The sequence below is a fragment of the Stenotrophomonas sp. YJH_SMC_138 genome, assembly GCF_059369855.1.
In genome coordinates, this window is sequence record NZ_JCAFTB010000003.1 from 225,942 (window position 1) to 249,162 (window position 23,221).

Genomic DNA, 23,221 nt, shown 5'->3' on the forward strand with positions numbered 1-23,221 from the left:
TCCATTCCGCAACTCCCGGTGATTGGCTGAGGGTATCGGGTACGCGGGGGCGCCCGTACCGCTTGGCAAGCGGGTAAACGGCCGCTGGCTGGGCGATCACGGCCAGGCCAGCCTGCGTCAAGTGGCCGGGAGCCAGCAGCAGCCCCAGGAGTTCCTGCCACTGGCAGCCAAACGCGATCACGCCGTTGCTGGTGTACTTGACGTGGCGGAGCAGGACCGGCGGGTGATGGCCGGACGCGGACAGCTGCAGGGATGACGCAGGCTTGTGGCGCGGTTGCTTCCCCCCGCCAGGAATTTCTGGCCGAGCATTTCACCCTGGCGACGCGCCTGTCGCCGCATGGCTGCGTGCCGCGACATCTGACAGGCAGCGTTCACCCTTTTCCAGCGGCCACGCGTCCGTCCCGCGAAGCAGGCCCTCTTCGTTGCAGGTCCGGGCCATCAGTGCGGGCGAGCCGGGCGCCGCGCCCACCACCGGCAGGAGAAACCCCCATGCAACGCAGCCCTTGGCGATGCCTCGGCAATGCTGCGGCGCATCCAGCTCTTTCGTTGCCTCCGGCTAGAATGCGGTCATCCTCAACGTGCAGGGCAGTAGAGCAATGCAGCAATCGACTTCCGGCGGAAAGCGCGGCAAGCGCTTCGCCAGTGCGACGGAGGCCCTGCAGGGGGTGGTCGCCGATGGACAGACCCTGGCCGTGGGCGGCTTTGGCCTGTGTGGCATTCCCGAGGCGCTGATCGCTGCGCTGCGCGACAGTGGCGTCAAGGGCCTGACCGTGATCTCCAACAATGCCGGTGTCGATGGCTTCGGACTGGGCCAGCTGCTGGAAACCCGGCAGATCAAGAAAATGATTTCGTCCTACGTGGGCGAGAACAAGGAATTCGAACGGCAGTTTCTGGCTGGTGAGCTGGAGCTGGAGTTCAACCCGCAGGGCACACTGGCCGAGCGCCTGCGTGCCGGTGGTGCGGGTATTCCGGCATTCTTCACTGCCACCGGCTATGGCACGGTGGTTGCCGAGGGCAAGGAAACCCGCGAGTTCGACGGTAAGCACTACGTGATGGAGACGGCGCTGCGCGCCGATGTGGCACTGGTCAAGGCCTGGAAGGCCGACGAGGCCGGCAACCTGGTGTTCCGCAAGACCGCACGTAACTTCAACCAGGCCTGTGCGATGGCCGGCAAGGTCTGCATCGTGGAAGTGGAGGAGGTGGTGCCGGTCGGTGCCATCGACCCGGACCAGGTGCACCTGCCAGGCATCTATGTGCACCGCATCGTGCACAACGCGCATCCTGAGAAGCGAATCGAACAGCGCACCATCCGCGCGGAGGGCAACTGACATGGCGTGGACCCGTGACGAGATGGCGGCACGCGCCGCCCAGGAGCTGATCGATGGCGCCTACGTGAACCTGGGCATCGGCCTGCCGACGCTGGTTGCCAATCACATTCCCGAAGGCGTGGATGTGTGGCTGCAGTCGGAGAACGGCCTGCTCGGCATCGGCCCGTTCCCGACCGACGCTGAAGTCGACGCGGACCTGATCAATGCCGGCAAGCAGACGGTTACGGCGCGTGCCGGTGCCAGCTACTTCGGCAGCCACGACAGCTTCGCGATGATCCGCGGTGGCCATGTGAACCTGGCCATCCTTGGCGCCATGCAGGTCACCGACAAGGGTGACCTGGCCAACTGGATGGTGCCCGGCAAGATGGTCAAGGGCATGGGCGGGGCAATGGACCTGGTCGCCGGCGTGCAGCGCGTTGTGGTGCTGATGGAGCACACTGCCAAGAACGGCGAGCACAAGATCCTGGCCGAATGCACGCTGCCGTTGACCGGCGTGGGCGTGGTCGACCGCATCATCACCGATCTGGCGGTGTTCGACGTGACTGAAAAGGGCCTGCTGCTGGTGGAGGCCGCGCCGGGTGTCAGCGATGAAGAGCTGAAGGAAAAGACCGGCGTCGCGTTCCGGCGTTGAGGACAATGATGTTGCCGCGCAGCGCCAGCCTCAGGGTTGGCGTTGTGCGCCTCCGACGACGTAGCCGGCGTTGGCAACAAGGTCCGGCAGCAACTGCATGACCGGATCAAGTGCATTGTCGTTGTCCAGCTCACTGGGATAGCAGTGCGCATCCAGCAGTGACCGCAACGCCGACGCCCGCAGCCACATCGTGCCTGCTGTCTGCGGCGTAGGGGCGTCGGCCATCCCCAGCCGCGCCGCCCAGCGGAGATGACGGCGTGAAACGGCGATGGCCTCCGGAGTGGATGCCGCGAACATGCCCAGCGCAGGTTGCTCATCGAACTGTTGAAGCACAGCGTCGAGATCGGCCGTTCCTGGTAGCTGAGGTCTTGCCTCGCTGCTTCCGCGGAGGTCCAGCCAGCAGGCCAGCAACGATGGATCCGGACCAAAAGCCTCCAGGACCTGCACGATGCTGGACAAGGCATTGCCCGCATGGCCGATGATATCGACCGCAGCGTCATGAGGGCGCTGCGCCATTGGAATGAAAACACGGTAGCTCACGCCCAGGCCGCTGGCGGCCTCGCAAGCTGTAGCGATCAGCCCGGCATCATCAATGAGAATCAGCAGGCAGGCCCGCAGGGGGCCGGCGGGCGAAGCCGGGGACAGCGCTTGGCGCGTCGCGTCAAGCCAGGCATGCCCAAGCCGGGCATCCGGTTCCAGCACCGCGCCTTCGGCCCATTCGTTCCAGGCATTGATGAAGACCATGCGTTGGCGCGCAGGCGCCAGGGCCAGGCGTTCATGGATCGTGGTGCGCAACCAGTCGCGGTAGCCACGGGGTGAGGCGTGCAGGTACACGCGGCCGCGGCCGGAACGACGCGCCTCGTTGTCCCAGCCCGGGTTCACGCCAGGATAGAGCGGATAATCCGGCAGTGGCCGCGCTGCGATTTCTGCAGCCAGTTCGCGCCAGTCGCGTACATCGCCATTGAAGGCAGGATTGAGCAGCCACTGCTGTGCCGACAACGAGCGCGGGTTACTCATGTTCGGCGGGAATTCGACGGCGGCATCAAAGCCGATATCGCGCGGATCCGGTCGCTCGAAGCCTTGGACGTAGGCCAGGTGGATCTCGCCCACGCCGTTGTCGCGGCACCAGCGGCGCCAGCGCTCGGCAGTCGCCCGGGCGTCGGGCAGCAGGTTCGGGCGATAGACCAGCAGCATCGGCCGACCCTCGACCTTCAATGCACGGCGGTCGCGCAGGTAGGGCGCGACATGTGCGATGAAGGCCAGATCGTCCTCTGCGCTGTGCTGCTGGCCGATCAGGATGTCGTCGTCGCGGCCGTCCCAGCGTCGTGCCCAGTTCTCGTTGGCCCAGCACAGGCAGAACGGCAGGTCGATGCTGTCATCGGCCAGCCATTGACGCAGCGGGTCCTCCATCAGGGTGCGGCCGCTGAACCAATAGTAGTAGAAGCAGAATGCGCCGATGCCGTACTCCGCAGCCAAGCGTGCCTGGTCACGCATCACCTGCGGGTTGCGCAGGTCATAAAAGCCGAGGTCGGCCGGCAGGCGGGGTTGGATGTGACCCTCGAACTGCGGCAGGGCGCGGGTGACGTTGCGCCACTCGGTAAAGCCCTTGCCCCACCAGGCGTCGTTCTCCGGGAAGGTATGGAACTGCGGCAGGTAGAAAGCGACCAGCGTCGCCGGCATGGGTGACGGCAATGCTCCCTCACGCCATGGCACGTGGCCGATCGCCGGTTCATCGGCACGCCAGCGCAGCTGGGCACTGGCGCGCGCGCCCCCCTCATCCTGCTGCCCCTTGGGAGGCGGCGGCACCCAGTCGCCATGCCGTGCCAACAGCCGGGTGCGCAACCGGTCGCGCTGCGCCTGCGGCAACGGCAAGGCCCGGAACACGGCGCGCAGCAACGGGAACAGCGACTGGCGCAGGCTCATCGGGCGAGGCCTCGCGACAGCGGGCGGTAGGACGGGATCAGCATCTGGGCAACGGTCATGGCGCCATTTTCGGTGCTGGCGGCCATGACGGCAAACGGCGGCGTGCTAGCGTGTGACCATGCTGTTCCCCCACGACCTGCCCGATGCCGATGTCCTGCACCTGCCGGGATGGCTGGCTGCGGCCGAGGCCGACCAGCTGCTGTATTCGCTGCAGGCCGAAGTGCCCTGGGAAACCCATCGCATCCGCATGTTCGGCAACTGGGTGGACTCGCCGCGGCTGAGCTGCTGGATCGGCGACCCGCAGGCCCGCTATCGCTATTCCGGTGCCGAGTTCGTGCCGCGCCCCTGGCCGCCGGTGTTGCAGGCCATGCGCGGGCGCCTGGAAGCCGAAGGCCACGGCCGCTTCAACAGCGTGCTGCTGAACCGCTACCGCGGTGGCGGTGACTACATGGGCTGGCACAGCGATGACGAGCCGGAGCTGGGTCCGGCTCCGGTGATCGCGTCGCTGAGCCTGGGCGCGGCGCGCCGATTCCTGCTGCGACGCCGCGACGACCCGGCACGCAAGGCTGAATTCGTGCTGGGCCACGGCGACCTGCTGCTGATGGCCGGACAGACCCAGCGCTTCTACCAGCACGCGCTGCCGAAGATGGCGCGGGTGCACGGCGAGCGGATCAACCTGACCTTCCGTTGGATTTCGCCGCGTTGACGAAGAAGGGGTCAGGTCCCTTTCCGGCCGGAAAGGGACCTGACCCCGTAACCACATGCCCGGCGAATGCTGCGATCAGCGCGCAACGGTCGGCTGGTCGGCCTGCCCGCTCTGCAGCGTCCAGCCCACCACGTCCTGCGCCAGCTGCTGCAGGCCACGCTCGAACGCGGCGGTCACCGCCGGTACGTCGGTGCTGCCGACCGGCTGCGCCTGGCGGAAGGTGCGGTCAGCGACCACACGCTGGTCGGCGACATGGATCAGCTTGGCGTTGACCTCGATCACCACGGTGGGCGTGGCCTGGCCCTGGTAATCCGATTCGAAGCGGCGCACATCGGTGGACAGCTTGTAGTCGGCGCGGATGCCGGCGGTGCTGCGGGCCACGCCGCGGATGCGGCCGGAATCCTCGAAGCCACGCAGCAGGGTGTCTTCGATCATGTCGGTGGCCGGTTGCGCCCAGCTGGCACCCTTGTAGATCTCAAGCTGCGACGGTGTCGGCCGCACATTGATGCGCGGGCTGTCGACCATGCGCGCGGCGCTGGGCTTGGCCAGTACCAGCTGCCAGCTGGCCTGCGGCCACGCCGGGTCCGCCTTGACCTGCACGGACGGCGAGTACAGCGTCACCGCGGTTTTCTCGCTGCTGCCGAGGATGGAGCAGCCCCCCAGCAGGGTGACCATCGAAGCGGCCAGCAGCAGGCGCGGAAGGGTGGTCGGGCTCATTTGGGTTCGAACTCCTTCGGTGCGTCGCGGCCCAGCAGGTAGCGCGCGGGGTTGTTCTCGAGGCGGTCGCTGACCCGGCGCAGGTCGCGGATCAGGCCGCGCAGTTCGGTCAGCGTCGGGCCCAGCTGGCCGAGGCCATCGTTGGCGAAGCTGTTGATCGCGGCGCGGTTCTCGCCAAGGATCGAATCGGCGTTGCCGGCGGCCGAGTCGAGCTTGGCCAGGGTCGCGTCGAGCTTGTCGATGATGCCAGGCAGCTGCTGCACCAGGTTCCTGTCCAGGCGCTCGATGGTGCCGTTGGTGGTCTTCAGCGTGGTGTCCAGGCTGCGGGCGGCATCGCGCGCGCTGAGCAGCAGCGCCTGCGTGCCTTGGTCACGGTCGGCCAGGCCGCCGCTGATCGTCTCCAGGTTGGCCAGCGTCGCGTTGATCGAGGCCACGTTGCGGTCGCTGAGGATCTGGTCCATGCGCTCGACGATGCGGTTGGCGACGTCGGTGATGTTCTGCAGCGCAGAGGGCGTGGTCGGGATGATCGGTGCCGGGTCCTTGTTGACCGTGGTCAGCGCCGGCGACTGCGGCGTGCCGCCGCTGAGCTGGATGATCGACGGGCCGGTCAGGCTGGTGATCGCCAGCTTGGCGCGGGTATCGGTCTTGACCGGCGTGTTGGAGTTCAGGCGGATGCGCGCGACTACCTGGCGCGGGTCGTCCGGCACCAGGTTCAGTTCGGTGATCGAGCCCACCGCGATGCCGTTGTACTGCACCGGGCTGCCCACCGACAGGCCGGTCACCGCTTCGCGGAACACCACGCGGTACTCCTGCCAGGTACGGTCGGAGGAGTATTTGGCGGCCCACAGGCCGAAGGCCAGCAGGGCCAGGCCGGTGATCAGGGTGAACGCGCCGATCAGCACGTAGTTGGCTTTGGTTTCCATGGCTCAGGCACTCTCGATCTGTTCGCCACGCGCGGCGCGCGCGCGGGGTCCGTGGAAGTATTCCTGGATCCACGGATGATCCAGTTTCTCGATGTCAGGCAAGGGTGCGTTGGCCACCACCTTGCGGTCGGCGATCACCGCGACCCGGTCGCAGATCGCGTACAGCGTGTCCAGGTCGTGGGTGATCAGGAACACGGTCAGCCCCAGCGCTTCCTGCAAGGTCTTGATCAGGCGGTCGAAGGCGGCCGCGCCGATCGGGTCGAGCCCGGCGGTGGGTTCGTCCAGGAACAGCAGCGGTGGATCCAGCGCCAGCGCGCGGGCCAGGCCGGCGCGCTTGCGCATGCCGCCGGACAGCTGCGAGGGCAGCTTGTTGATCGCATCGGCGGGCAGGCCGGCCAGTTTCACTTTCAGCAGCGCCAGTTCGTAGTGCCAGCGCTCGGGCAGCTCGCGGTGGTGTTCCTTCAGCGGCACCTGCACGTTCTCGCCCACGGTCAGCGAGGAGAACAGGGCGCCGTCCTGGAACAACACGCCGGTGTTGCGCTCGATGTGCAGGCGGCTCTCGGCGTCGTCGGCACGCGCGTCGCGGCCGAGTACTTCGATCTGCCCGGCATCGGGCACGCGCAGGCCCAGGATCGAGCGCATCAGCACCGATTTGCCGGTACCGGAGCCGCCGACCACGCCCAGGATTTCGCCGCGGCGCACATCCAGGTCCAGGTCTTCGTGCACGGTCTGGCTGCCGAAGCGGTTGACCAGACCACGCACGCGGATGGCCAGTTCGTGGCCCTGGTCGTCGCGCATGTCGATGGAGTCGGGGAGGGCGGATGTGCTCATGTCACCAGTCCATGTGCATGAACCACAACGCCGCGAAGGCGTCGATGATGATCACCAGCGAGATCGTCTGCACCACGCTGGAGGTGGTGCGCTCGCCGACCGACTGCGCGGTGCCCTCGACCTTCAGTCCTTCCAGGCAGCCGATCAGGCCGATCACCAGCGCGAACACGGGTGCCTTGGACAGGCCGACCAGCAGGTGCCGCACTTCCATCGTCTCGTGCATGCGCGCGATGTACATCTGCGGCGGGATGTCGAGGTCGAACGCGCCGACGGTGATGCCGCCGGCCAGGCCCGCGATCATCGCGATGAAGGTCAGCAAGGGCAGGGTGACCAGCAGCGCCAGCAGTCGCGGCAGCACCAGCAGGTCGACCGGGTCCAGGCCCAGCGTGCGCATTGCATCGATCTCCTCGCGTGCCTTCATCGCACCAATCTGCGCGGTGAACGCACTGGCGGTGCGGCCGGCCAGCACGATCGCGGTCAGCAGTACCGCGAACTCGCGCAGGAAGGCGATGTTGACCAGCTCGACCACGTAGATCTCGGCGCCGAAGTCGCGCAGGATGGTCGAGCCGAGGAATGCGATCACCGCACCCACCAGGTAGGACAGCAGCGCCACCAGCGGTACCGCATCCAGCCCCACCTGCTCCATCTGGTGCACGGTGGCGGTCAGCCGGAAGCGGCGGGGTTCCTTGACCAGCCGGGCCGCCTTGACCAGGTTCTCGCCGAGGAAACTGCACAGCGCCTTGATGTTGTGGCCAGTGGCGTGGACGCTGACACCCAGCCGTTCCAGCGCGGCCAGCACGCCGAAATCGCGCTTGGCCTTGGGGCGGTCGTCGGCCACTTCCTCGATGGTGCACACCAGCGCCTGGTGGTCCGCGCGGAACTGCAGTGCGTCTTCGTGCAGATCGGCACGGTGGGCCACGCGCAGCACCTGCAGCACGCCGGCCGAATCCAGCTGCTCGATGCCGGTGGCATCGATGCCGGTCAGCTTGTCGGGAACGCCGTGCAGGACCTCGGCCGCGGCCAGCGCGGTCTTCAAGGTCCAGGTGCCGGACAGGTGGATCAGGCCCGGGTCATGGGCATCCTGTTCGAGCTGGGGGGCGAGGTTCGGGGTGACGTGGGCCATTCGGGTCGCAGCATAACCGTTCTGTATCGGGCTTCGCGTCGAACTCGGATGAATTTCTCCGGTGGGCCCCAGCGTAGGTAATACTACGGCGCATGTCCGCAGACGCTCACACGATCCCCACGCCCCAGGCCACCTACGCACAGCGCGTGGCCTTTGTTTCCGAGATCGCCGGACGCCTGCACAGCTATGGCACCACGGCCCAGCGCCTGGAAACGGCGGTGGTGGCACTGGCCCGCCAGCTCGATCTGGATTGTGAACCGTGGTCGAATCCCACCGGTATCATCCTCAGCTTCAGCGATCCGGCGCAGGCGATCGGCTCCAGCGACATCACCCGCGTGATCCGCCTGGCGCCCGGTGAGAACGACCTGCACAAGCTCAGCGTCGCCGACCATATCGCCGAAGAAGTGTCCAACGGGCGGATGAGCATCGCCCAGGGCCATACCGCGCTGCGCCAGCTGGACAAGGATCCGGGCCGGCGCGGCAAGCTGCGCACCATCCTGTCATTCACCCTCGGCGCGGCCGGCGTGGCCGGCATGTGGAAGCTGCCGTGGCTGGACATCGCCACCGCCGGTGTCATCGGCCTGATGATCGGCCTGCTCGGCATGGTCACCGACCGCCGCCCGGCCACCCGCGAAGCGGCCGAGGCGCTGGCGGCGCTGCTGGCCGGCATGGTCGCCACCCTGGTGGCGTCCTTCATTGGCGCGCTCAACCTCAATACGGTGATCATCGCCTCGCTGGTGGTGCTGCTGCCCGGCATGTCACTGACCAATGCGGTCAATGAGCTGGCCAGCCAGCACTGGGTGTCGGGCACCGCGCGCTTTGCCGGCGCGCTGACCACCATCATGAAGCTCAGCGTCGGCGCGATGATCGCGGTAACCCTGGCCGACGTGCTCGGGCTGGATCCGGTGATCCGCGCCGCGCGGCCGCAGGGGCCGTGGGTGGAGTGGGGTTCGCTGCTGACCGCGGCCTTTGCGTTCGCGATGCTGTTCAAGGCCAACCGGCGCGATTACCCGTGGGTGATCGCCGCCTCGGTGGCCGGTTATGCGATCTCCAAGTTCGGCGGCCATGCCTGGGGGGCGCCGGCCGGCATCTTCCTGTCGGCGATGCTGCTGACCGCGGGCGGCAATCTGTTCGGTCGCCTGGTCGGGCGTCCGGGCGCGATCATCCGCCTGCCCGGCATCATCATGATGGTGCCCGGCAGCACCAGCCTGCGCGGCGTGCTGACCCTGGTCCAGCAACAGGATGTCGGCGCCGGCCAGAGCGTGTTCCTCACCGTGCTCAACGTGGTGATGGCGCTGGTCGCCGGCCTGCTGTTCGGCAACCTGCTGATGCCCGCTCGCAAGACCCTGTGATGATGTCGGTGGGTGTGGACCCCGGTCCACACACCGGAGAATGAAAAACGCCGGCGTCCGCCGGCGTCTTTCATTCCAACCTGATCCCGGCCTCAGGCCTTCTTGATCAGGAAATCTTCCGGCTTCTTGTTGCCCTTGGCGGTCAGTTCAGCCATCCAGCGCGGCTGCTTGCCACGGCCGGTCCAGGTTTCCTTCGGATTGGCCGGGTTGCGGTACTTCGGTGCAACCTTGCCCAGCTTGCGGCCGGCCGTCTTCGACGGGGCCTTGGCGGCCGGGGCGGCCTTGCGGGCACGCGTGGCCGGGGCGCTGCCGAACAGTTCTTCGATGGTGTAACCCTCGGTCTTGGCCAGCTTGGTCAGCTGGGCCCGGACCTTGGTGATCGGCCGGCGCTTGGCGACGATGGTCTGCTGCTTCTTGGCGGTACGGATCAGGGCGCCCAGCTCGCGTGCTGACAGGCCGGTCAGGTCAATGCTCATTTACGGTTACTCCGGAAACTAATGTGTGGACGGGACAAGCCAGTCCATGGCGTCGGCGGACAGAATAGAGATGAATTAATCACAGCACAAATGCAGGCGGGTCATGGCGTGGCGGCATGCAGACGCCGTCGCGGTGATTTTGACCGGATTATGTCCGCTGCAATATCGGGGAAGGGCGCGGGCAAAAAAAAAGACCGGGGCAGGCCCCGGTCTTTTCCTGATCAGCCCTGCAGACGCTGCAGCAGGGAGGCCTTGTCCAGGTTCTCCGCGTCGCTGGCACGGCGCGAGCGGTACTCGTAGGTGCCAGCGGCCAGGCCGCGTTCGCTGACCACCACGCGATGCGGAATACCGATCAGCTCCATGTCGGCGAACATCGCGCCCGGGCGCAGGCCGCGGTCGTCGAGTGCAGCGTCCAGGCCCGCGTCGCGCAGCTCCTGCAGCAGGTTGGCAGCGGCGTCGGCCACGGCCGCATCGCCCTTCGGGTTGATCACGCACACCACCACCTGCCACGGCGCCATCGCGTCCGGCCAGATGATGCCGGCATCGTCATGGTTCTGTTCGATCGCGGCAGCCACCACGCGCGAGATGCCGATGCCGTAGCACCCCATCGCCATCACCGCGGCCTTGCCGTTCTCGTCCAGCACGGTGGCATCCAGCGCTTCGGCGTACTTGCGGCCGAGCTGGAACACATGGCCGACTTCGATGCCACGTGCGATCTTCAGTTCACCGCCGTCCACGGCACGGTCGCCGGCCCGCACGTTGCGGATGTCGGCCACTTCCGGTTCCGGCAGGTCGCGGCCCCAGTTGACGCCGGCCAGGTGGAAACCGGCTTCGTTGGCGCCGACGACGAAGTCGGCCATCGCCGCCACTTCGCGATCGGCGACCACGCGGATGGCCTTGGCCGGGGCGACCGGGCCAAGGAAGCCCGGCACGCTGCCCAGGTGCTCGGCGATTTCCGCCTCGCTGGCGAAGCGCTGCTCGTCCAGGCCGGCGACCTTGGCCAGCTTGATCTCGTTGACCTCATGGTCGCCACGCACCAGCGCCAGCACGAACTGCTGTGCCTTGCCTTCGCCGGCGATCAGCGCCACCGACTTCACCGTGCGCTGCAGGTCGATGCCGAGCAGCGCCGCGACGTCCTCGCAGGTCTTCTGGGTGGGGGTATCCACCTTGCGCATCGTTTCGGTGGCGGCCGCACGCGGCGCCGGGTCGGCGGCAATCGCCGCTTCCATGTTGGCTGCGTAGTCCGAGCCGGTGGAGAACACCAGCGCGTCCTCGCCGGAATCGGCGATGACGTGGAATTCCTGCGACGCATCACCGCCGATGGCACCGGAGTCCGCCTGCACCATGCGGAAATCCAGGCCGAGGCGGGTGAAGATGCGGCTGTAGGCCGACTTCATGTTCTCGTATTCGCGCACCAGGCACTCATCGTGCAGGTGGAACGAATAGGCGTCCTTCATCAGGAACTCGCGCGAGCGCATCACGCCGAAGCGCGGGCGGATCTCGTCGCGGAACTTGGTCTGCACCTGGTAGAAGTTCACCGGCAGCTGCTTGTAGCTGGACAGCTCGCTGCGCGCGAAGTCGCAGGCGGCTTCTTCGGCGGTCGGGCTGTAGCAGAACACCTGGTCCTTGCGGTCCTTGATCTTCAGCAGCTGCGGGCCGAACTTCTGCCAGCGGCCGGTCTGCTCCCACAGTTCCTTCGGCTGGATGGTCGGGATCTGGAATTCCACGGCACCGGCCCGGTCCATTTCCTCGCGCACGATGCGCTCGACCTTGCGCAGCACGCGCAGGCCCAGCGGCGACCAGGTGTACAGGCCCGATGCCAGCTTGCGGATCATGCCCGCGCGCAGCATCAGCCGATGGCTGGTCAGCTCGGCGTCGCTGGGGGTTTCCTTGGTGGTGTGCAGGTGGAACTGGGAGAGGCGCATCGTCGGCTTCGGATAACGGCAGAGACCTCTATTCTGCCAGCCCGGCCGGGGGGAGGGGTATCGGCAGGGCTGCGCCCTGCACCTGCGGGTAGTGCCGGCCGCTGGCCGGCAACAGCAACAGAAAAAACGGGTTTCCTGGGAGATGGCGGGGTGGGTCCGGCGGCAGGGGACGCCGTAAACCCATCCCTGGGGGCTTGGTCGCGGCATCCATGCCGCTCACACCCCTGCCGCCGGACCCACCCCGCCTTCGACAGTTTCCTGCGAGCTGTCGGAATGGCTCCTGGGGTCAGATCCGTTTTCCGCAGGAAAACGGATCTGACCCCGGATTCAATTCGAGATCTGACAGATTTGATCCACGCATCGCGTGGATCTACTGGCCACCGGGGATCTGTCGGGGGTGGGGCGGTGTCGGATTGCGGGGTGTCCGCGGCATGGATGCCGCGGCCAAGCCCCCATGGACGGGTTTACGGCGTCCCCGCAATCCGACACCGCCCCGCCATTCCACGGAATGCCCGCTTTTGACGTTGCCGTTGCTTGCAGCCTCTGCAGGTGCAGGGCGCAGCCCTGCCGATACCCTTAACCGGCCGGTGGGCAGTACGCCTTGATGGCGGCCTCCGCCAATCCCCTCTGCGCGGTGTGCTGCTCCGGAGTCAACGGGGTATCGGCCTTGCCATCACCATCGGTGTCCTGCATCACCTGGCCACCACCGTCCAGCAGGGCCAGGTTGGCCCGGGCCGTGCTGCACTGCCCGGGGACCGGCGCGGCCGGGGTCTCGGTGCTGGCTGCGGCCTGCGGGGTGCGGGCCTGCTCGCGGGTCTCGAACTTCTTGCCCGCCGGCGGGGTCTCCGAATACTGGGTTACGCCATGGGCGTCCTTCCATTTGTAGACGGGGCCGGCCACGGCGTTGGCACTGGCCAACAGCAGCAGGCATCCAAGGCAGGACAGGGCACGCATGGCAGACTCCACGGAATGGGCGCAGAACGCCGATTGCAGCATTGGCGCCGACCGCTGGCAAGTCGATTAAACTGGATTCCATGGACCCGATCACACCGCCGCCGCGCTCGCGCACGATTTACCTGCTGCCCAACCTGTTCACCACCGCCGGCCTGTTCGCCGGTTTCTACGCGATCATCGCCGCGGCCAACGGGGATTTCGTCAATGCCAGCATCGCCGTGTTCGTGGCGGCGGTGATGGATGGCCTGGACGGGCGCGTGGCGCGCCTGACCGGTACCAGCAGCGAATTCGGCGTGCAGTACGACTCGCTGGCCGACCTGGTCAGCTTCGGCATGGCCCCGGCGCTGGTGATGTACCACTGGTCGCTGTCGTGGCTGAAGTTCGACGATCCGCTGCTCGGCCGCGTCGGCTGGGCCGTGGCCTTCCTGTATGCGGCCTGCGCGGCGCTGCGCCTGGCCCGCTTCAATACCCAGGTGGCGGTGGTCGACAAGCGCTGGTTCGTCGGCCTGGCCAGCCCGGCAGCAGCGGGCCTGATGATGTCCTTCGTCTGGGCGTTCGCCGATGGCAACCTGGGCTGGGATGGCAACCAGCTGCGGTACGTGGCGCTGGCGGTGACGATCATCGCTGCGCTGCTGATGGTCAGCCGCATCCGCTTCTGGAGCTTCAAGGGTGGCGCTGCCAAGGGCACCCGTTCGGACCGCGTGCCGTTCCTGGTGCTGGCACTGGTGCCGGTGGCGATCGCGATTGCGGTCATCGACCTGCCGCGCGTGCTGTTCGCGGTCGGCATCCTGTACGCCTTGTCCGGCCCGGTGATGTGGGCCGTGCAGCGCCTGCGCAAGAAGCCCGAGGCCGCGTGAGCCAGGACCTGCCCGTGCTGTGGTCACCGGCCCAGCAGGCCTGGCTGCAGGCCATGGGCTACACCGTCTATCACGATGGCCAGCTGGCTGCCGAGCTGGATGCCGCGCTGCAGTTGAGCGTGGCCGAAGCCGAGGCCAGCGTCGCCCCGCCGGAACCGGTGTGGGCCCCCGTGCCGTCGCGCGAACAGCATGCCGGGGTGGCGCCCGCAGCCCGCCCGGAACGGCCGGCACCGCCGCGCCGCGAAACGCCGGTCAGTGCCCCGGATACCGTGCCGGCGGCTGAGCGCCCGATGCCCAGCGGCAACGCGCGCCAGCCGGTGGTCCGCCTGCCGGATCGCCTGCAGATCGCGCTGCTGCGTGCGTCCGGCTGCAACCCGAACGACCCGGCTACGCAGCGGTTGATGGACAGCTGGCCGCTGGACCAGCTGCGCCACGACCCGGCCGCCAAGCGTGCGCTGTGGCCGCAGCTGCGTGCCCTGCGCAAGCGGGGCACGCCATGAGCGCGGTCACCCGGCCCGGCCCGGTCAGCCTGCGTGCGTTGCGCGAGAGCGACCTCAATGCGGTAATGGCGATCGAACTGCGCGGCTACCCTTTTCCCTGGACCCGCGGCATCTTCATCGACTGCCTGCGTGCCGGCTATCCCGGCCTGGCGATGGAGCGCGATGGCCTGCTGGTCGGCTATGGCGTGCTCAGCATCGCCGCCGATGAAGCGCACGTGCTGAACATCTGCATCGATCCGCTGGCACAGTCGCGCGGGCTGGGCCGCCAGCTGCTGCGCGCGCTGGTGCAGCTGGCCGCCGACCGTGGCGCACAGCGCGTCTTCCTGGAAGTGCGTCCGTCCAATACGCCGGCGCTGGCGCTGTATCACAGCGAAGGATTCAACGAGATCGGCCGCCGCCCGCGCTACTACCCGGCTGCACAGGGCCGCGAGGATGCGGTCGTGATGGCGATCGAGCTGGTCGACGGCGATCTGCAGGAAATGCCGCCGCTGTAACGCAGACGGGTTGCCGGCCAGCGGCCGGCACTACCGATGCGTCGCTCACGCCAGCCGCAACGCCAGCACGCCGCCCACGATGAGCGACGCTGCCAGCCAGCGCGTGCGCGGCACCCGCTCGCGCAGCAGGAACACCGAGATCAGCAGCGCGAACAGGATCGAGGATTCGCGCAGCGCCGAGATCATTGCCACCGGCGCCTGGGTCATGGCCCACAACGCCATCGCATAGGAGGCGGTGGTGCCGACGCCACCGGCCAGTCCCAGCGGCCAATGCTGCCGCGCATAGTCCAGTACCGCGCCGCCGCGCGTATACAACGCCCACAGCGGCAGCGGGATGCCCGACAGCAGGAACAACCACAACGTGTAGCTGAGCGCGCTGCCGGACTGGCGCGCACCCTGCGCATCGACCAGCGTGTAGGTGGCGATCATCGCCGCTGTCAGCAGCGGCAGGCGCAGCTGGCCGCCGCGCGCACCCAGTGCCATGCACAGGATGCCGGTGCTCACCAGCACCACGCCCAGCCACGCTGCGGCGGGCAATGGCTCACCGAGCAGGGTGCCGGCCAGTGCGACCAGGATCGGCGCGCTGCCACGCATCAGCGGGTAGGCCAGGCTCATGTCGACCTGCTGGTAACAACGCGCGACCAGCCCGTAGTAGGTCACCTGCAGCAGCACCGACGCAGCCAGCCAGGGCCAGCTGTGCGCGGCCGGGAAGGGCAGGAAGGGCAGGGCGGCGGCCGACAGCAACGCGGCACTGCCGGTCACCAGCACGGTACCGAGGAACTTGTCCGGGCCGCGCTTGACGATCGCATTCCAGCTGGCATGCAGCGCCGCGGCAGCGAGGACGAGCAGGAAGATGGAAAGCGGCATCCGCCGATGATGCCATGCGGGGCAAATGGAAACGCCGGGCATCGCCCGGCGTTTCCGATTCCGCTTCGGTGGGTGCCAACCTCTCCCGCCGTGGCAGGTGCCAACCTCCCCTGCCGTGGCAGGGGCCAACCTTGGTTGGCACGCACCAGAGCGCGGCGTTACAGCTTCGCGCGCTGCTCGCGCAGGCCGGCCAGCTGGGTGTTCCAGTCGACCAGGCGCACGCGCTCCTGATCGACCACCGCCGGTGGCACCTTGTCGGTGAACCTGGCCAGCTTGGTTTCGCTCTTTTCCTGCTCGCCTTCCACGCGCTTGATCTCCTTGTCCAGGCGCGCGCGCTCGGCATCGAGATCGACCAGGCCTTCCAGCGGCACCAGCAGCTTCAGCTCGCCCACGATCGCGGCGGCCGCCGGCGGTGCGCTTTCGCCCTCGGCCAGCCACTGGATGCTGTCCAGCTTCAGCAGGAACGACAGCGAGGCGCTGAAGCGTTCGATGCGCACGCGGTCCTGCTCCAGGCCGGCCTGCAGCCGCAGCGGCACCTGCCTGGACGGCGCGACGTTCAATTCGCTGCGCACGCGACGCACCGCACTGATCACCGCCTTCAGCCATTCCACGTCGGCCTCGGCCTGGGCGAAATCACCGGCGAATTCGGCGGCGGTCGGATACGGCCGCAGCGACAGCGTGGTTTCGGCCAGGCCCAGGCGCGGGGCCAGCTGCTGCCACAGCTGTTCGGTGATGAACGGGGTGAGTGGGTGCAGCAGGCGCAGCAGCGCTTCCAGCACGTACAGCAGGGTGTGGCGGGTGCTTTCGGCATCAGCCGCGTCGGCACCGTTCAGTGCCGGCTTGCTCAGCTCCAGGAACCAGTCGCAGAACGCGTTCCAGGCGAACTCGTACAGGCACTGCGCCAGCAGGTCGAAGCGGTACGCGGCGAAATGGCCCTGCGCTTCGGCGGTGGTGGCGGCCAGGCGCGAAAGGATCCAGCGCTCGGCATCGGTGCGCGGGGTCGGCACGCCGGTGAACGCCGCACCTTCGGTGTTCATCAGCGCGAAGCGGCTGGCGTTCCACAGCTTGTTGCAGAAGTTCTTGTAGCCCTCGGCGCGGTTCATGTCGAACTTGATGTCGCGGCCGTGGGTGGCCAGCGCGGCGATGGTGAAGCGCAGCGCATCGGCACCGTGGGCAGCAATGCCGTCCGGGAATTCCTTGCGGGTGGCCTTCTCGATCTTCTCCACCATCTTCGGCTGCATCAGGCCGCCGGTGCGCTTGGCGACCAGGTCGTCGATGGTGATGCCGTCGATGATGTCCAGCGGGTCGAGCACGTTGCCCTTGCTCTTGGACATCTTCTGGCCCTGGCCGTCGCGGATCAGGCCGGTGAAGTACACGTCCTTGAACGGGATCTTCCCGACCAGGTTGTCGGTGGCCATGATCATGCGCGCCACCCAGAAGAAGATGATGTCGAAGCCGGTGATCAGCACCGACGACGGCAGGTAACGGTCGAAGCCGCGCTCGGCCATGGCCTGTTCGTTCGGCCAGCCCAGGGTGGAGAACGGCCACAGCTGCGAGGAGAACCAGGTCTCCAGCACGTCGCTTTCCTGGTTCAGCACCACCTCGCTGCCCAGGTTGTGCTTGGCCCGCACTTCCTCTTCGCTGCGACCGACGTAGCAGCTGCCGGTGGCGGCATCGAACCACGCCGGGATGCGGTGGCCCCACCACAGCTGGCGGCTGATGCACCAGTCCTGGATGTTGTTCATCCAGTGGCGGTAGGTGTTGATCCAGTTCGGCGGCACGAAGGCAATGCTTCCGTCCTCGACCAGGTCCAGGCCACGCTTGGCCAGGTCGTCCATCTTCACGAACCACTGGTCGGTCAGGTACGGCTCGATCACCTGGCCGGTTCGGTCGCCACGCGGCACCTGCAGCTTGTGCGCCTTGGTCTCGACCAGGATGCCCAGGTCTTCCAGCTCGGCCAGCACGGCCTTGCGTGCTTCATAGCGGTCCAGGCCCCGGAAGCGTTCCGGCGCGTTCTCGTTCAGCGCCGCCACCGGGGTGAACAGGTTGATCATCGGCAGGCTGTGGCGCACGCCCACTTCATAGTCGTTGAAGTCGTGCGCCGGGGTGACCTTGACCACGCCGGTGCCGAACGCGCGGTCCACGTAGTCGTCGGCGATCACCGGCACGCGCCGGCCGGTCAACGGCAGCACCACGTTCCTGCCGATCAGGTGCGCGTAACGCTCGTCTTCCGGGTGCACCATCACCGCGGTATCGCCCAGCAGGGTTTCCGGGCGGGTGGTGGCAACGACCAGGTAGTCGCGGGTTTCGCGCAGGGTTTCCACGCCGTCGGCATCGCGCTCGACGTGCTCGTAGCTCAGGCCGTCATCCAGCGTGTAGGCGATCGACCACAGGAAGCCGTCTTCCTCGGCGCTCTCCACTTCCAGGTCGGAAATGGCGGTCTTCAGCACCGGGTCCCAGTTCACCAGGCGCTGGCCGCGGTAGATCAGGCCCTGCTCGTACCAGCGCACGAAGGCCTCGTTGACCGCCGCCGATGGCTGCGGGTCCATGGTGAAAGTGCTGCGCGACCAGTCGGCGGAGGTGCCGAGGCGGCGCATCTGGCGTTCGATGGTGTCGCCGGACTGCTGCTTCCACTCCCAGACCTTGCCGATGAAGCCTTCGCGGCCCAGCGAATCGCGGGTCTCGCCCTTGCCTTCCAGCGCGAGGTTGCGGCTGACCACCATTTCGGTGGCGATGCCGGCATGGTCGGTACCGACCTGCCACAGCGTGTCGTAGCCGCGCATGCGGTGGTAGCGCACCAGCGCATCCATCAGGGTCTGCTGGAAGGCATGGCCCATGTGCAGGGTGCCGGTCACGTTCGGCGGTGGCAGCAGGATGGTGTACGGCTCGCCCGTGCCGGACGGCTTGAAGTGGCCGGCCTTCTCCCAGGCCTCGTAGAGGTCGGTCTCGAAGGACGTCGGGTCGTAGCTGGAGGCGAGTTGGGTCATGCGGGGGAACCGGTAATCAAGGCGGAAGGGAGATCAGCGCGACCCGAGGGCGCGGCGGATCTTCTGGTCGGTGTGGTACTGGCTGACCGCGTAGGCGGCCCAGATGGCGGCGGGCAGCCAGCCGATCAGGGTGATCTGCAGGATCAGGCAGACGATCCCGGCCAGCGGCCGGCCGATGGTGAAGAAGGACAGCCAGGGAAGAATCAGGGCGATCAGCAGGCGCATCAAGGGGTCCTCGCCGGGCTCACATGTCGTGCTTGTTGAGGTCGTAACCGGCGGCCTTGTACTGGCGCCAGCGCTCGCGCAGCGGTTCGCGCGCTTCCGGATCGGCCGGAACCACTTCCAGCACACGCTCGCACTGGCCCAGCCAGGGCTCATCGCGCAGGTTGATCACCAGCGGGCGTGCCGGCGCGTCGGTGCCGGGTACGGCGATCAGCACCAGGGCCTCTTCCTCGTCCATGTCTTCGCCGGCAATCTGGTGCGGGATGTAGGCATCGTTGTCGAACGCCCACAGCAGCTCGTCCAGTTCCTCGGCCTGGGCCTGGTCACGGGCCAGCACCAGGGTGAACAGCCCGGCGTCGTTGGCCTTGCGCGCCAGTTCGCAGACCAGGCGCAACGGCTCGGTCAGGAAGCGGGGCTTGGCGATCAGGTAGAAGTCGGCGCGGGGCATGGCAGGGTCCGGGTCAGGCAAGGGCCCGGCAGTGCCGGGCGAGGCCCCGGCCGGCGTCTGCCGGCCAGGGTCGGGTACGGCATCAGGCGCGGGCGACCTGGTCCAGCAGCCACTGGCTCAGCAGGCCGACCGGGCGGCCGGTGGCCATGCCACGCTTGCCTTCATCGCTGGCGACGCCTGCGATGTCCAGGTGGGCCCAGCGCTGGCCTTCGGTGAAGCGCGACAGGAAGCAGCCGGCGGTGATCGCGCCGGCCCAGCGGCCGCCGATGTTGTAGACGTCGGCGAAGGTCGAATCCAGCATCGGCTGGTACTCGTCCCACAGCGGCAGGCGCCAGGCGCGGTCGAACACGTGCTCGCCGGCGGCCAGCAGCTCGTTGGCCAGGTCGTCGTGCTTGCTCATCAGGCCGGCGGTCTGGTGGCCCAGGGCGACCATGCAGGCACCGGTCAGGGTGGCGACGTCGACCAGCGCGGCCGGCTCGAAGCGCTGTGCGTAGGTCAGCGCGTCGCACAGGATCAGGCGGCCTTCGGCGTCGGTGTTGCCGACTTCGATGGTCTTGCCCGACATCGAGGTGATCACGTCGGAAGGACGGTAGGCGTTGCCGTCGATGGCGTTTTCCACCGCCGGCACCACCACCACCAGGTTCAGCGGCAGCTTGGCCTTGACCGCCGCGACGAAGGTGCCGATGACGTTGGCGCCGCCGCACATGTCGTACTTCATCTCTTCGATGCCGCCTTGGGTCTTCAGGTTGACGCCACCGGTATCGAAGGTGATGCCCTTGCCGACCAGCACGTAGGGCTTGGCGTCGCCGCCATTGTTCCACTTCAGCACGACCAGACGCGGGCGGTTGGCCGAACCGCGGGCCACGGCCAGCAGCGAGCCCATGCCCAGCGCTTCCATCTGGTGCTCGTCGAGGATCTCGGCTTCGGCACCCTCGTGCTCGCCGGCGAACTTCACGCCCACGTCGGCCAGATAGGCCGGGGTGCAATAGTTCGGCGGCAGGTTGCCCAGCTCGCGGGCGAACTCGACACCGGCGGCGATGGCCTGGCCCTGGGCCAGGGCCTGGGCGTCGTCACCGGCCACGGCCAGCTGGGCCAGGCCGGCATCGTCGGCCTTCTTCTTGCCCAGGGTGGCGGTGTAGCGGTAGGCGGCGTGATCGGCGGCGATCACTGCCTGGCGGATCGCCCAGGCCGCGTCGCGGTCCTTGATGGCCACTTCGGACAGGGTGAACAGCGCGCTGCGGACGGCGCCGGCCTTCAGCGCGCGCACCGCGTCGCCCACGGCCTTCAGGTACTGCGGCACGCCGAAGCGGGCGGCGTCGCCGAGGCCGACCACCAGCACGCGCGGCGCGGTCACGCCCGGCAGGTCGTGCAGCAGGGTGGTCGCGCCGGTCTTGCCGGACAGGTCGCCACGCTGGGCCAGGGCGGCCAGGCGGCCACCGCTGGCGGCGTCCAGGGCCTGCGCGGCCGGGGTCAGGGTATGGTCGGCATACGCGCCGACCACCAGGCAATCAACGGTGGCGGCGGCCGGAGCAACGTGGTTCAGGGTGAATTCGAGGGCCATTGAGCAGATTCCATTGGCGAGTCCGTACAATCGCAGGCCGTTTACGCCCAGACAGTAGACTGGGCGGCACCGCGAACGAACCCCAGAGTTTAAACCACCGCCCCATGCTGAAGCTCGACCGATACCTGCTGGGCGATTTCGTCCAGAGTTTCCTGGCTACCCTGATCGTCCTGCTGGTGGTCAGCGTGGGCGGCGTGCTGGTGGACATCCTCGGCAACATCGCCGACGGACGCCTGCCGGCCAAGCTGCTGTTCTCCCAGCTGGGCCTGCAGTTCATCGCCTACCTGCCGCTGATCCTGCCGCTGGCGCTGATGCTGGGCCTGCTGCTGGCCGTGGCCCGGCTCTACCGCGACTCGGAGATGGCGGTCATCACCGCCATTGGCGTGGGGCCCAAGCGGCTGCTGCGGCCACTGCTGATGCTGGTGGTGCCGGTGGTGCTGCTGGTCGGCGCCTGCTCGCTGTGGCTGGGCCCGTGGGCCGGCCGGATGGCCGAGCAGATGATCATCGAGGCCAACCGCAGCGTGCTGATGGCCGGCCTGGAGCCGGGCCGCTTCACCCCGCTGCCCAATGGCGGCGTGGTGTACCTGTCCTCGATCTCGCCCGATGGCACCCAGCTGGGCAAGGTGTTCCTGCAGCGCCAGAAGGATGACCGCCTGGAAGTGGTGTCCGCCAATGGCGGCCGCATGTTCTTCGAGGGCACCCGCCAGCGCTTCCTGGAGCTGGATGATGGCCACCAGGTGGAAGGCCCGGTGGCCGGCGCGCTGGATTACCGGCTGGCGACCTTTGCCCGCAACGACGTGGCCCTGCCCGACGGTGCACAGACCCGCACCGAGGACGACCCGGAACTGATGCCGACCCTGCAGCTGATCGGCGATGAGCGCCCGTCGGCGCAGGCGCAGCTGCACCGCCGCCTGGCACCGCCGCTGATCGCGCTGGCCTTCGCCCTGCTGACCGTGCCGCTGGGCCGCAGCTCGCCGCGCCAGCAGCGCTACGGCCGCATGATGCTGGCCCTGATGGCCTACATGGTGGGCACCAACCTGATGTTCATCGGCAGTGGCTGGATCGCCAACGGCAAGATTCCGGCCGCGCTCGGCCTGTGGTGGTTGACCGTGCCGCTGCTGGCGCTGGCGATCTGGATGTATGCACGTGATGGCCGCCTGGGCCGCTCGAAGGGAGCCCGCGCATGAGGCTGCGCCCGATGCGTTTCGATCTGTACCTGGGCCAGTCGGTGTTCACCACGGTGCTGCTGACCTGGGCGGTGCTGGTCGGCCTGGACGTGGTGATGGCGTTCTCCGGCGAGTTCAAGGACATCGGCAAGAACGGCTACACCCTGGGCCATGCCGCCGCCTGGGTGCTGTACACGGTGCCGCGCCGCGCCTACACGATGTTCCCGACCGCCGCGGTGATCGGCGCGCTGATGGGCCTGGGCCAGCTGGCCGCGACCTCGGAGCTGACCGCACTGCGTGCGCTGGGCCTGTCGCGCAAGCGCCTGAGCGTGTCGGTGGCGATCGCGCTGTCGCTGCTGACCGCAGTGATGGTGCTCAGCGCCGAGACGCTGGGCCCGTGGGGGCAGGACCGTGCCGATGCATTGAAGGCCAGTGCCAAGTGGGGGCGGGACATCTCCACCACCCGCTACTCCGGCCTATGGGCACGCGAAGGCGACACCTTCCTCAACGCCCAGAGCGGCGAGGAACAGCTGGTGGGCGACAAGGGCACGCGGCTGATCCTGCGTGACGTGCGCCTGTACCGGATCGCCGAAGACGGCAATATCGCCTCGTTGACCCATGCCGCCACCGCCGAGCACGACAAGGACGGTTGGGTGCTGACCGGGGTGCGTCGCGACACCTTCGGCGAGCGCTCGGCCACCCGCCAGGAAGTGGCGCGTGAGCCGTGGAACTCGAAGCTGGATCCGGCGGCGCTGGCCACCGGCATCGCCAAGCCGCGAAACCTCAGCGTGGCCGAGCTGAGTACCAGCATTGCCTATCGCCAGCGCAACGGGCTGGATGCGCGCGATTTCGAGGATGTTTACTGGAGCCGCTGGTTCTACCCGGTGAACGTGCTGGCGCTGTGCCTGGCCGCGGTGCCGTTCGCGTTCGGGTCGCTGCGTAGCGGCGGCATGGGCAAGCGCCTGTTCCTGGGCATCCTGTTTGCACTGGGCTTCTGGCTGCTGCAGCTGTTCTTCGGCCGCATGGCCGGTGCGCTGAAGTTCGATTACCGCATTGCCTATGCGCTGCCGCCGATCGTCATGCTGGCCGTGTCCGGACTGTTGTTCCGGCGCAAGTCGGGCTGATTCTGGTAGCGCGGGGCCATGCCCGGCGCTACCGGGGCAATCCACCGCTTCGGCATCCGTGCCACGACCACCAGCATCCCGGCCCAGCGTGCTGGATTCTGTAGAG

At 67.7% G+C, this 23,221-nt stretch carries 22 protein-coding genes; 9 read left to right on the plus strand and 13 right to left on the minus strand.

Annotated features, from left to right (window positions below):
- The first annotated feature begins 596 nt into the window (after positions 1-596).
- Together AC5P7I_RS09185 and AC5P7I_RS09190 are read left to right on the plus strand one after the other, a co-directional pair.
- Complete coding sequence (locus AC5P7I_RS09185; RefSeq protein WP_262088249.1) at positions 597-1,328, plus strand: CoA transferase subunit A; 732 nt, start codon at positions 597-599, stop codon at positions 1,326-1,328.
- A gap of 1 nt (position 1,329) precedes the next feature.
- Positions 1,330-1,959: a CoA transferase subunit B gene (locus AC5P7I_RS09190; protein ID WP_053494810.1), complete on the plus strand. Its 630-nt coding sequence runs from the start codon at positions 1,330-1,332 to the stop codon at positions 1,957-1,959.
- A gap of 30 nt (positions 1,960-1,989) precedes the next feature.
- Here the strand turns inward: AC5P7I_RS09190 and AC5P7I_RS09195 are convergent, their stop codons facing one another.
- Positions 1,990-3,882: a glycoside hydrolase family 99-like domain-containing protein gene (locus tag AC5P7I_RS09195; RefSeq protein WP_262088248.1), complete on the minus strand. Its 1,893-nt coding sequence runs from the start codon at positions 3,880-3,882 to the stop codon at positions 1,990-1,992.
- 118 nt (positions 3,883-4,000) lie between these two features.
- Here AC5P7I_RS09195 and AC5P7I_RS09200 point away from each other — a divergent pair, with 118 nt between their 5' ends.
- On the plus strand, positions 4,001-4,588 hold the full coding sequence (locus AC5P7I_RS09200; RefSeq protein WP_014645863.1) for an alpha-ketoglutarate-dependent dioxygenase AlkB family protein: 588 nt from the start codon (positions 4,001-4,003) through the stop codon (positions 4,586-4,588).
- A gap of 75 nt (positions 4,589-4,663) precedes the next feature.
- Here AC5P7I_RS09200 and AC5P7I_RS09205 read toward each other — a convergent pair whose 3' ends face one another.
- The 4 genes from AC5P7I_RS09205 to AC5P7I_RS09220 are packed head-to-tail and all read right to left on the minus strand — an operon-like array spanning position 4,664 to position 8,182.
- Complete coding sequence (locus AC5P7I_RS09205; RefSeq protein WP_014645864.1) at positions 4,664-5,305, minus strand: ABC-type transport auxiliary lipoprotein family protein; 642 nt, start codon at positions 5,303-5,305, stop codon at positions 4,664-4,666.
- Positions 5,302-6,228 (minus strand): MlaD family protein, encoded by a 927-nt coding sequence (locus tag AC5P7I_RS09210; RefSeq protein WP_014645865.1) that lies wholly within the window; start codon positions 6,226-6,228, stop codon positions 5,302-5,304. The genes AC5P7I_RS09205 and AC5P7I_RS09210 overlap by 4 nt, the downstream gene beginning before the upstream one ends.
- A 3-nt stretch (positions 6,229-6,231) precedes the next feature.
- Positions 6,232-7,059, minus strand: coding sequence for an ABC transporter ATP-binding protein (locus tag AC5P7I_RS09215; protein WP_014645866.1), 828 nt, complete (start codon positions 7,057-7,059; stop codon positions 6,232-6,234).
- A 1-nt stretch (position 7,060) separates the two neighbouring features.
- Positions 7,061-8,182, minus strand: a complete 1,122-nt coding sequence (locus tag AC5P7I_RS09220; RefSeq protein ID WP_180835249.1) for an MlaE family ABC transporter permease — start codon at positions 8,180-8,182, stop codon at positions 7,061-7,063.
- Between the two features lie 92 nt (positions 8,183-8,274).
- On the opposite strand from AC5P7I_RS09220, the gene AC5P7I_RS09225 reads away from it, so the two are divergent.
- On the plus strand, positions 8,275-9,534 hold the full coding sequence (locus tag AC5P7I_RS09225) for a threonine/serine exporter family protein (protein ID WP_046428410.1): 1,260 nt from the start codon (positions 8,275-8,277) through the stop codon (positions 9,532-9,534).
- Positions 9,535-9,626: 92 nt separating this feature from the next.
- Here the strand turns inward: AC5P7I_RS09225 and AC5P7I_RS09230 are convergent, their stop codons facing one another.
- From AC5P7I_RS09230 to AC5P7I_RS09240, 3 genes are all read right to left on the minus strand, one after another.
- A complete protein-coding gene (locus tag AC5P7I_RS09230; protein ID WP_010480700.1) occupies positions 9,627-10,010 on the minus strand; it encodes an H-NS histone family protein in 384 nt (127 codons plus the stop codon).
- A 221-nt stretch (positions 10,011-10,231) separates the two neighbouring features.
- A complete protein-coding gene (locus AC5P7I_RS09235) occupies positions 10,232-11,935 on the minus strand; it encodes a proline--tRNA ligase (RefSeq protein WP_046428415.1) in 1,704 nt (567 codons plus the stop codon).
- A 576-nt stretch (positions 11,936-12,511) separates the two neighbouring features.
- Positions 12,512-12,889 carry a DUF4124 domain-containing protein gene (locus AC5P7I_RS09240; RefSeq protein ID WP_046428468.1) on the minus strand — a complete coding sequence of 126 codons (378 nt, stop codon included), beginning with the start codon at positions 12,887-12,889 and terminating at the stop codon, positions 12,512-12,514.
- A gap of 80 nt (positions 12,890-12,969) precedes the next feature.
- Here AC5P7I_RS09240 and pssA point away from each other — a divergent pair, with 80 nt between their 5' ends.
- The 3 genes from pssA to rimI are packed head-to-tail and all read left to right on the plus strand — an operon-like array spanning position 12,970 to position 14,740.
- Positions 12,970-13,746: a CDP-diacylglycerol--serine O-phosphatidyltransferase gene (gene pssA, locus AC5P7I_RS09245; protein WP_005415206.1), complete on the plus strand. Its 777-nt coding sequence runs from the start codon at positions 12,970-12,972 to the stop codon at positions 13,744-13,746.
- Positions 13,743-14,246 (plus strand): hypothetical protein, encoded by a 504-nt coding sequence (locus AC5P7I_RS09250; protein WP_142235420.1) that lies wholly within the window; start codon positions 13,743-13,745, stop codon positions 14,244-14,246. Before pssA ends, AC5P7I_RS09250 begins: the two co-directional genes overlap by 4 nt.
- A complete protein-coding gene (rimI, locus tag AC5P7I_RS09255; RefSeq protein WP_014645873.1) occupies positions 14,243-14,740 on the plus strand; it encodes a ribosomal protein S18-alanine N-acetyltransferase in 498 nt (165 codons plus the stop codon). The genes AC5P7I_RS09250 and rimI overlap by 4 nt, the downstream gene beginning before the upstream one ends.
- Before the next feature lie 45 nt (positions 14,741-14,785).
- Here rimI and AC5P7I_RS09260 read toward each other — a convergent pair whose 3' ends face one another.
- From AC5P7I_RS09260 to AC5P7I_RS09280, 5 genes are all read right to left on the minus strand, one after another.
- Positions 14,786-15,607, minus strand: coding sequence for an EamA family transporter (locus AC5P7I_RS09260; protein WP_032962266.1), 822 nt, complete (start codon positions 15,605-15,607; stop codon positions 14,786-14,788).
- 158 nt (positions 15,608-15,765) lie between these two features.
- A complete protein-coding gene (locus AC5P7I_RS09265) occupies positions 15,766-18,594 on the minus strand; it encodes a valine--tRNA ligase (RefSeq protein ID WP_032962264.1) in 2,829 nt (942 codons plus the stop codon).
- A gap of 33 nt (positions 18,595-18,627) precedes the next feature.
- On the minus strand, positions 18,628-18,819 hold the full coding sequence (locus AC5P7I_RS09270) for a YqaE/Pmp3 family membrane protein (protein ID WP_014035920.1): 192 nt from the start codon (positions 18,817-18,819) through the stop codon (positions 18,628-18,630).
- Positions 18,820-18,838: 19 nt separating this feature from the next.
- Positions 18,839-19,264: a DNA polymerase III subunit chi gene (locus tag AC5P7I_RS09275; protein WP_014645876.1), complete on the minus strand. Its 426-nt coding sequence runs from the start codon at positions 19,262-19,264 to the stop codon at positions 18,839-18,841.
- A gap of 82 nt (positions 19,265-19,346) precedes the next feature.
- Positions 19,347-20,825, minus strand: coding sequence for a leucyl aminopeptidase (locus AC5P7I_RS09280; protein WP_075076732.1), 1,479 nt, complete (start codon positions 20,823-20,825; stop codon positions 19,347-19,349).
- 104 nt (positions 20,826-20,929) lie between these two features.
- Between AC5P7I_RS09280 and lptF the strand changes: the two genes are divergently transcribed.
- Together lptF and lptG are read left to right on the plus strand one after the other, a co-directional pair.
- Complete coding sequence (gene lptF / locus AC5P7I_RS09285) at positions 20,930-22,012, plus strand: LPS export ABC transporter permease LptF (protein WP_262088247.1); 1,083 nt, start codon at positions 20,930-20,932, stop codon at positions 22,010-22,012.
- On the plus strand, positions 22,009-23,115 hold the full coding sequence (lptG, locus tag AC5P7I_RS09290; RefSeq protein WP_032962258.1) for an LPS export ABC transporter permease LptG: 1,107 nt from the start codon (positions 22,009-22,011) through the stop codon (positions 23,113-23,115). Before lptF ends, lptG begins: the two co-directional genes overlap by 4 nt.
- Positions 23,116-23,221 lie beyond the last annotated feature (106 nt).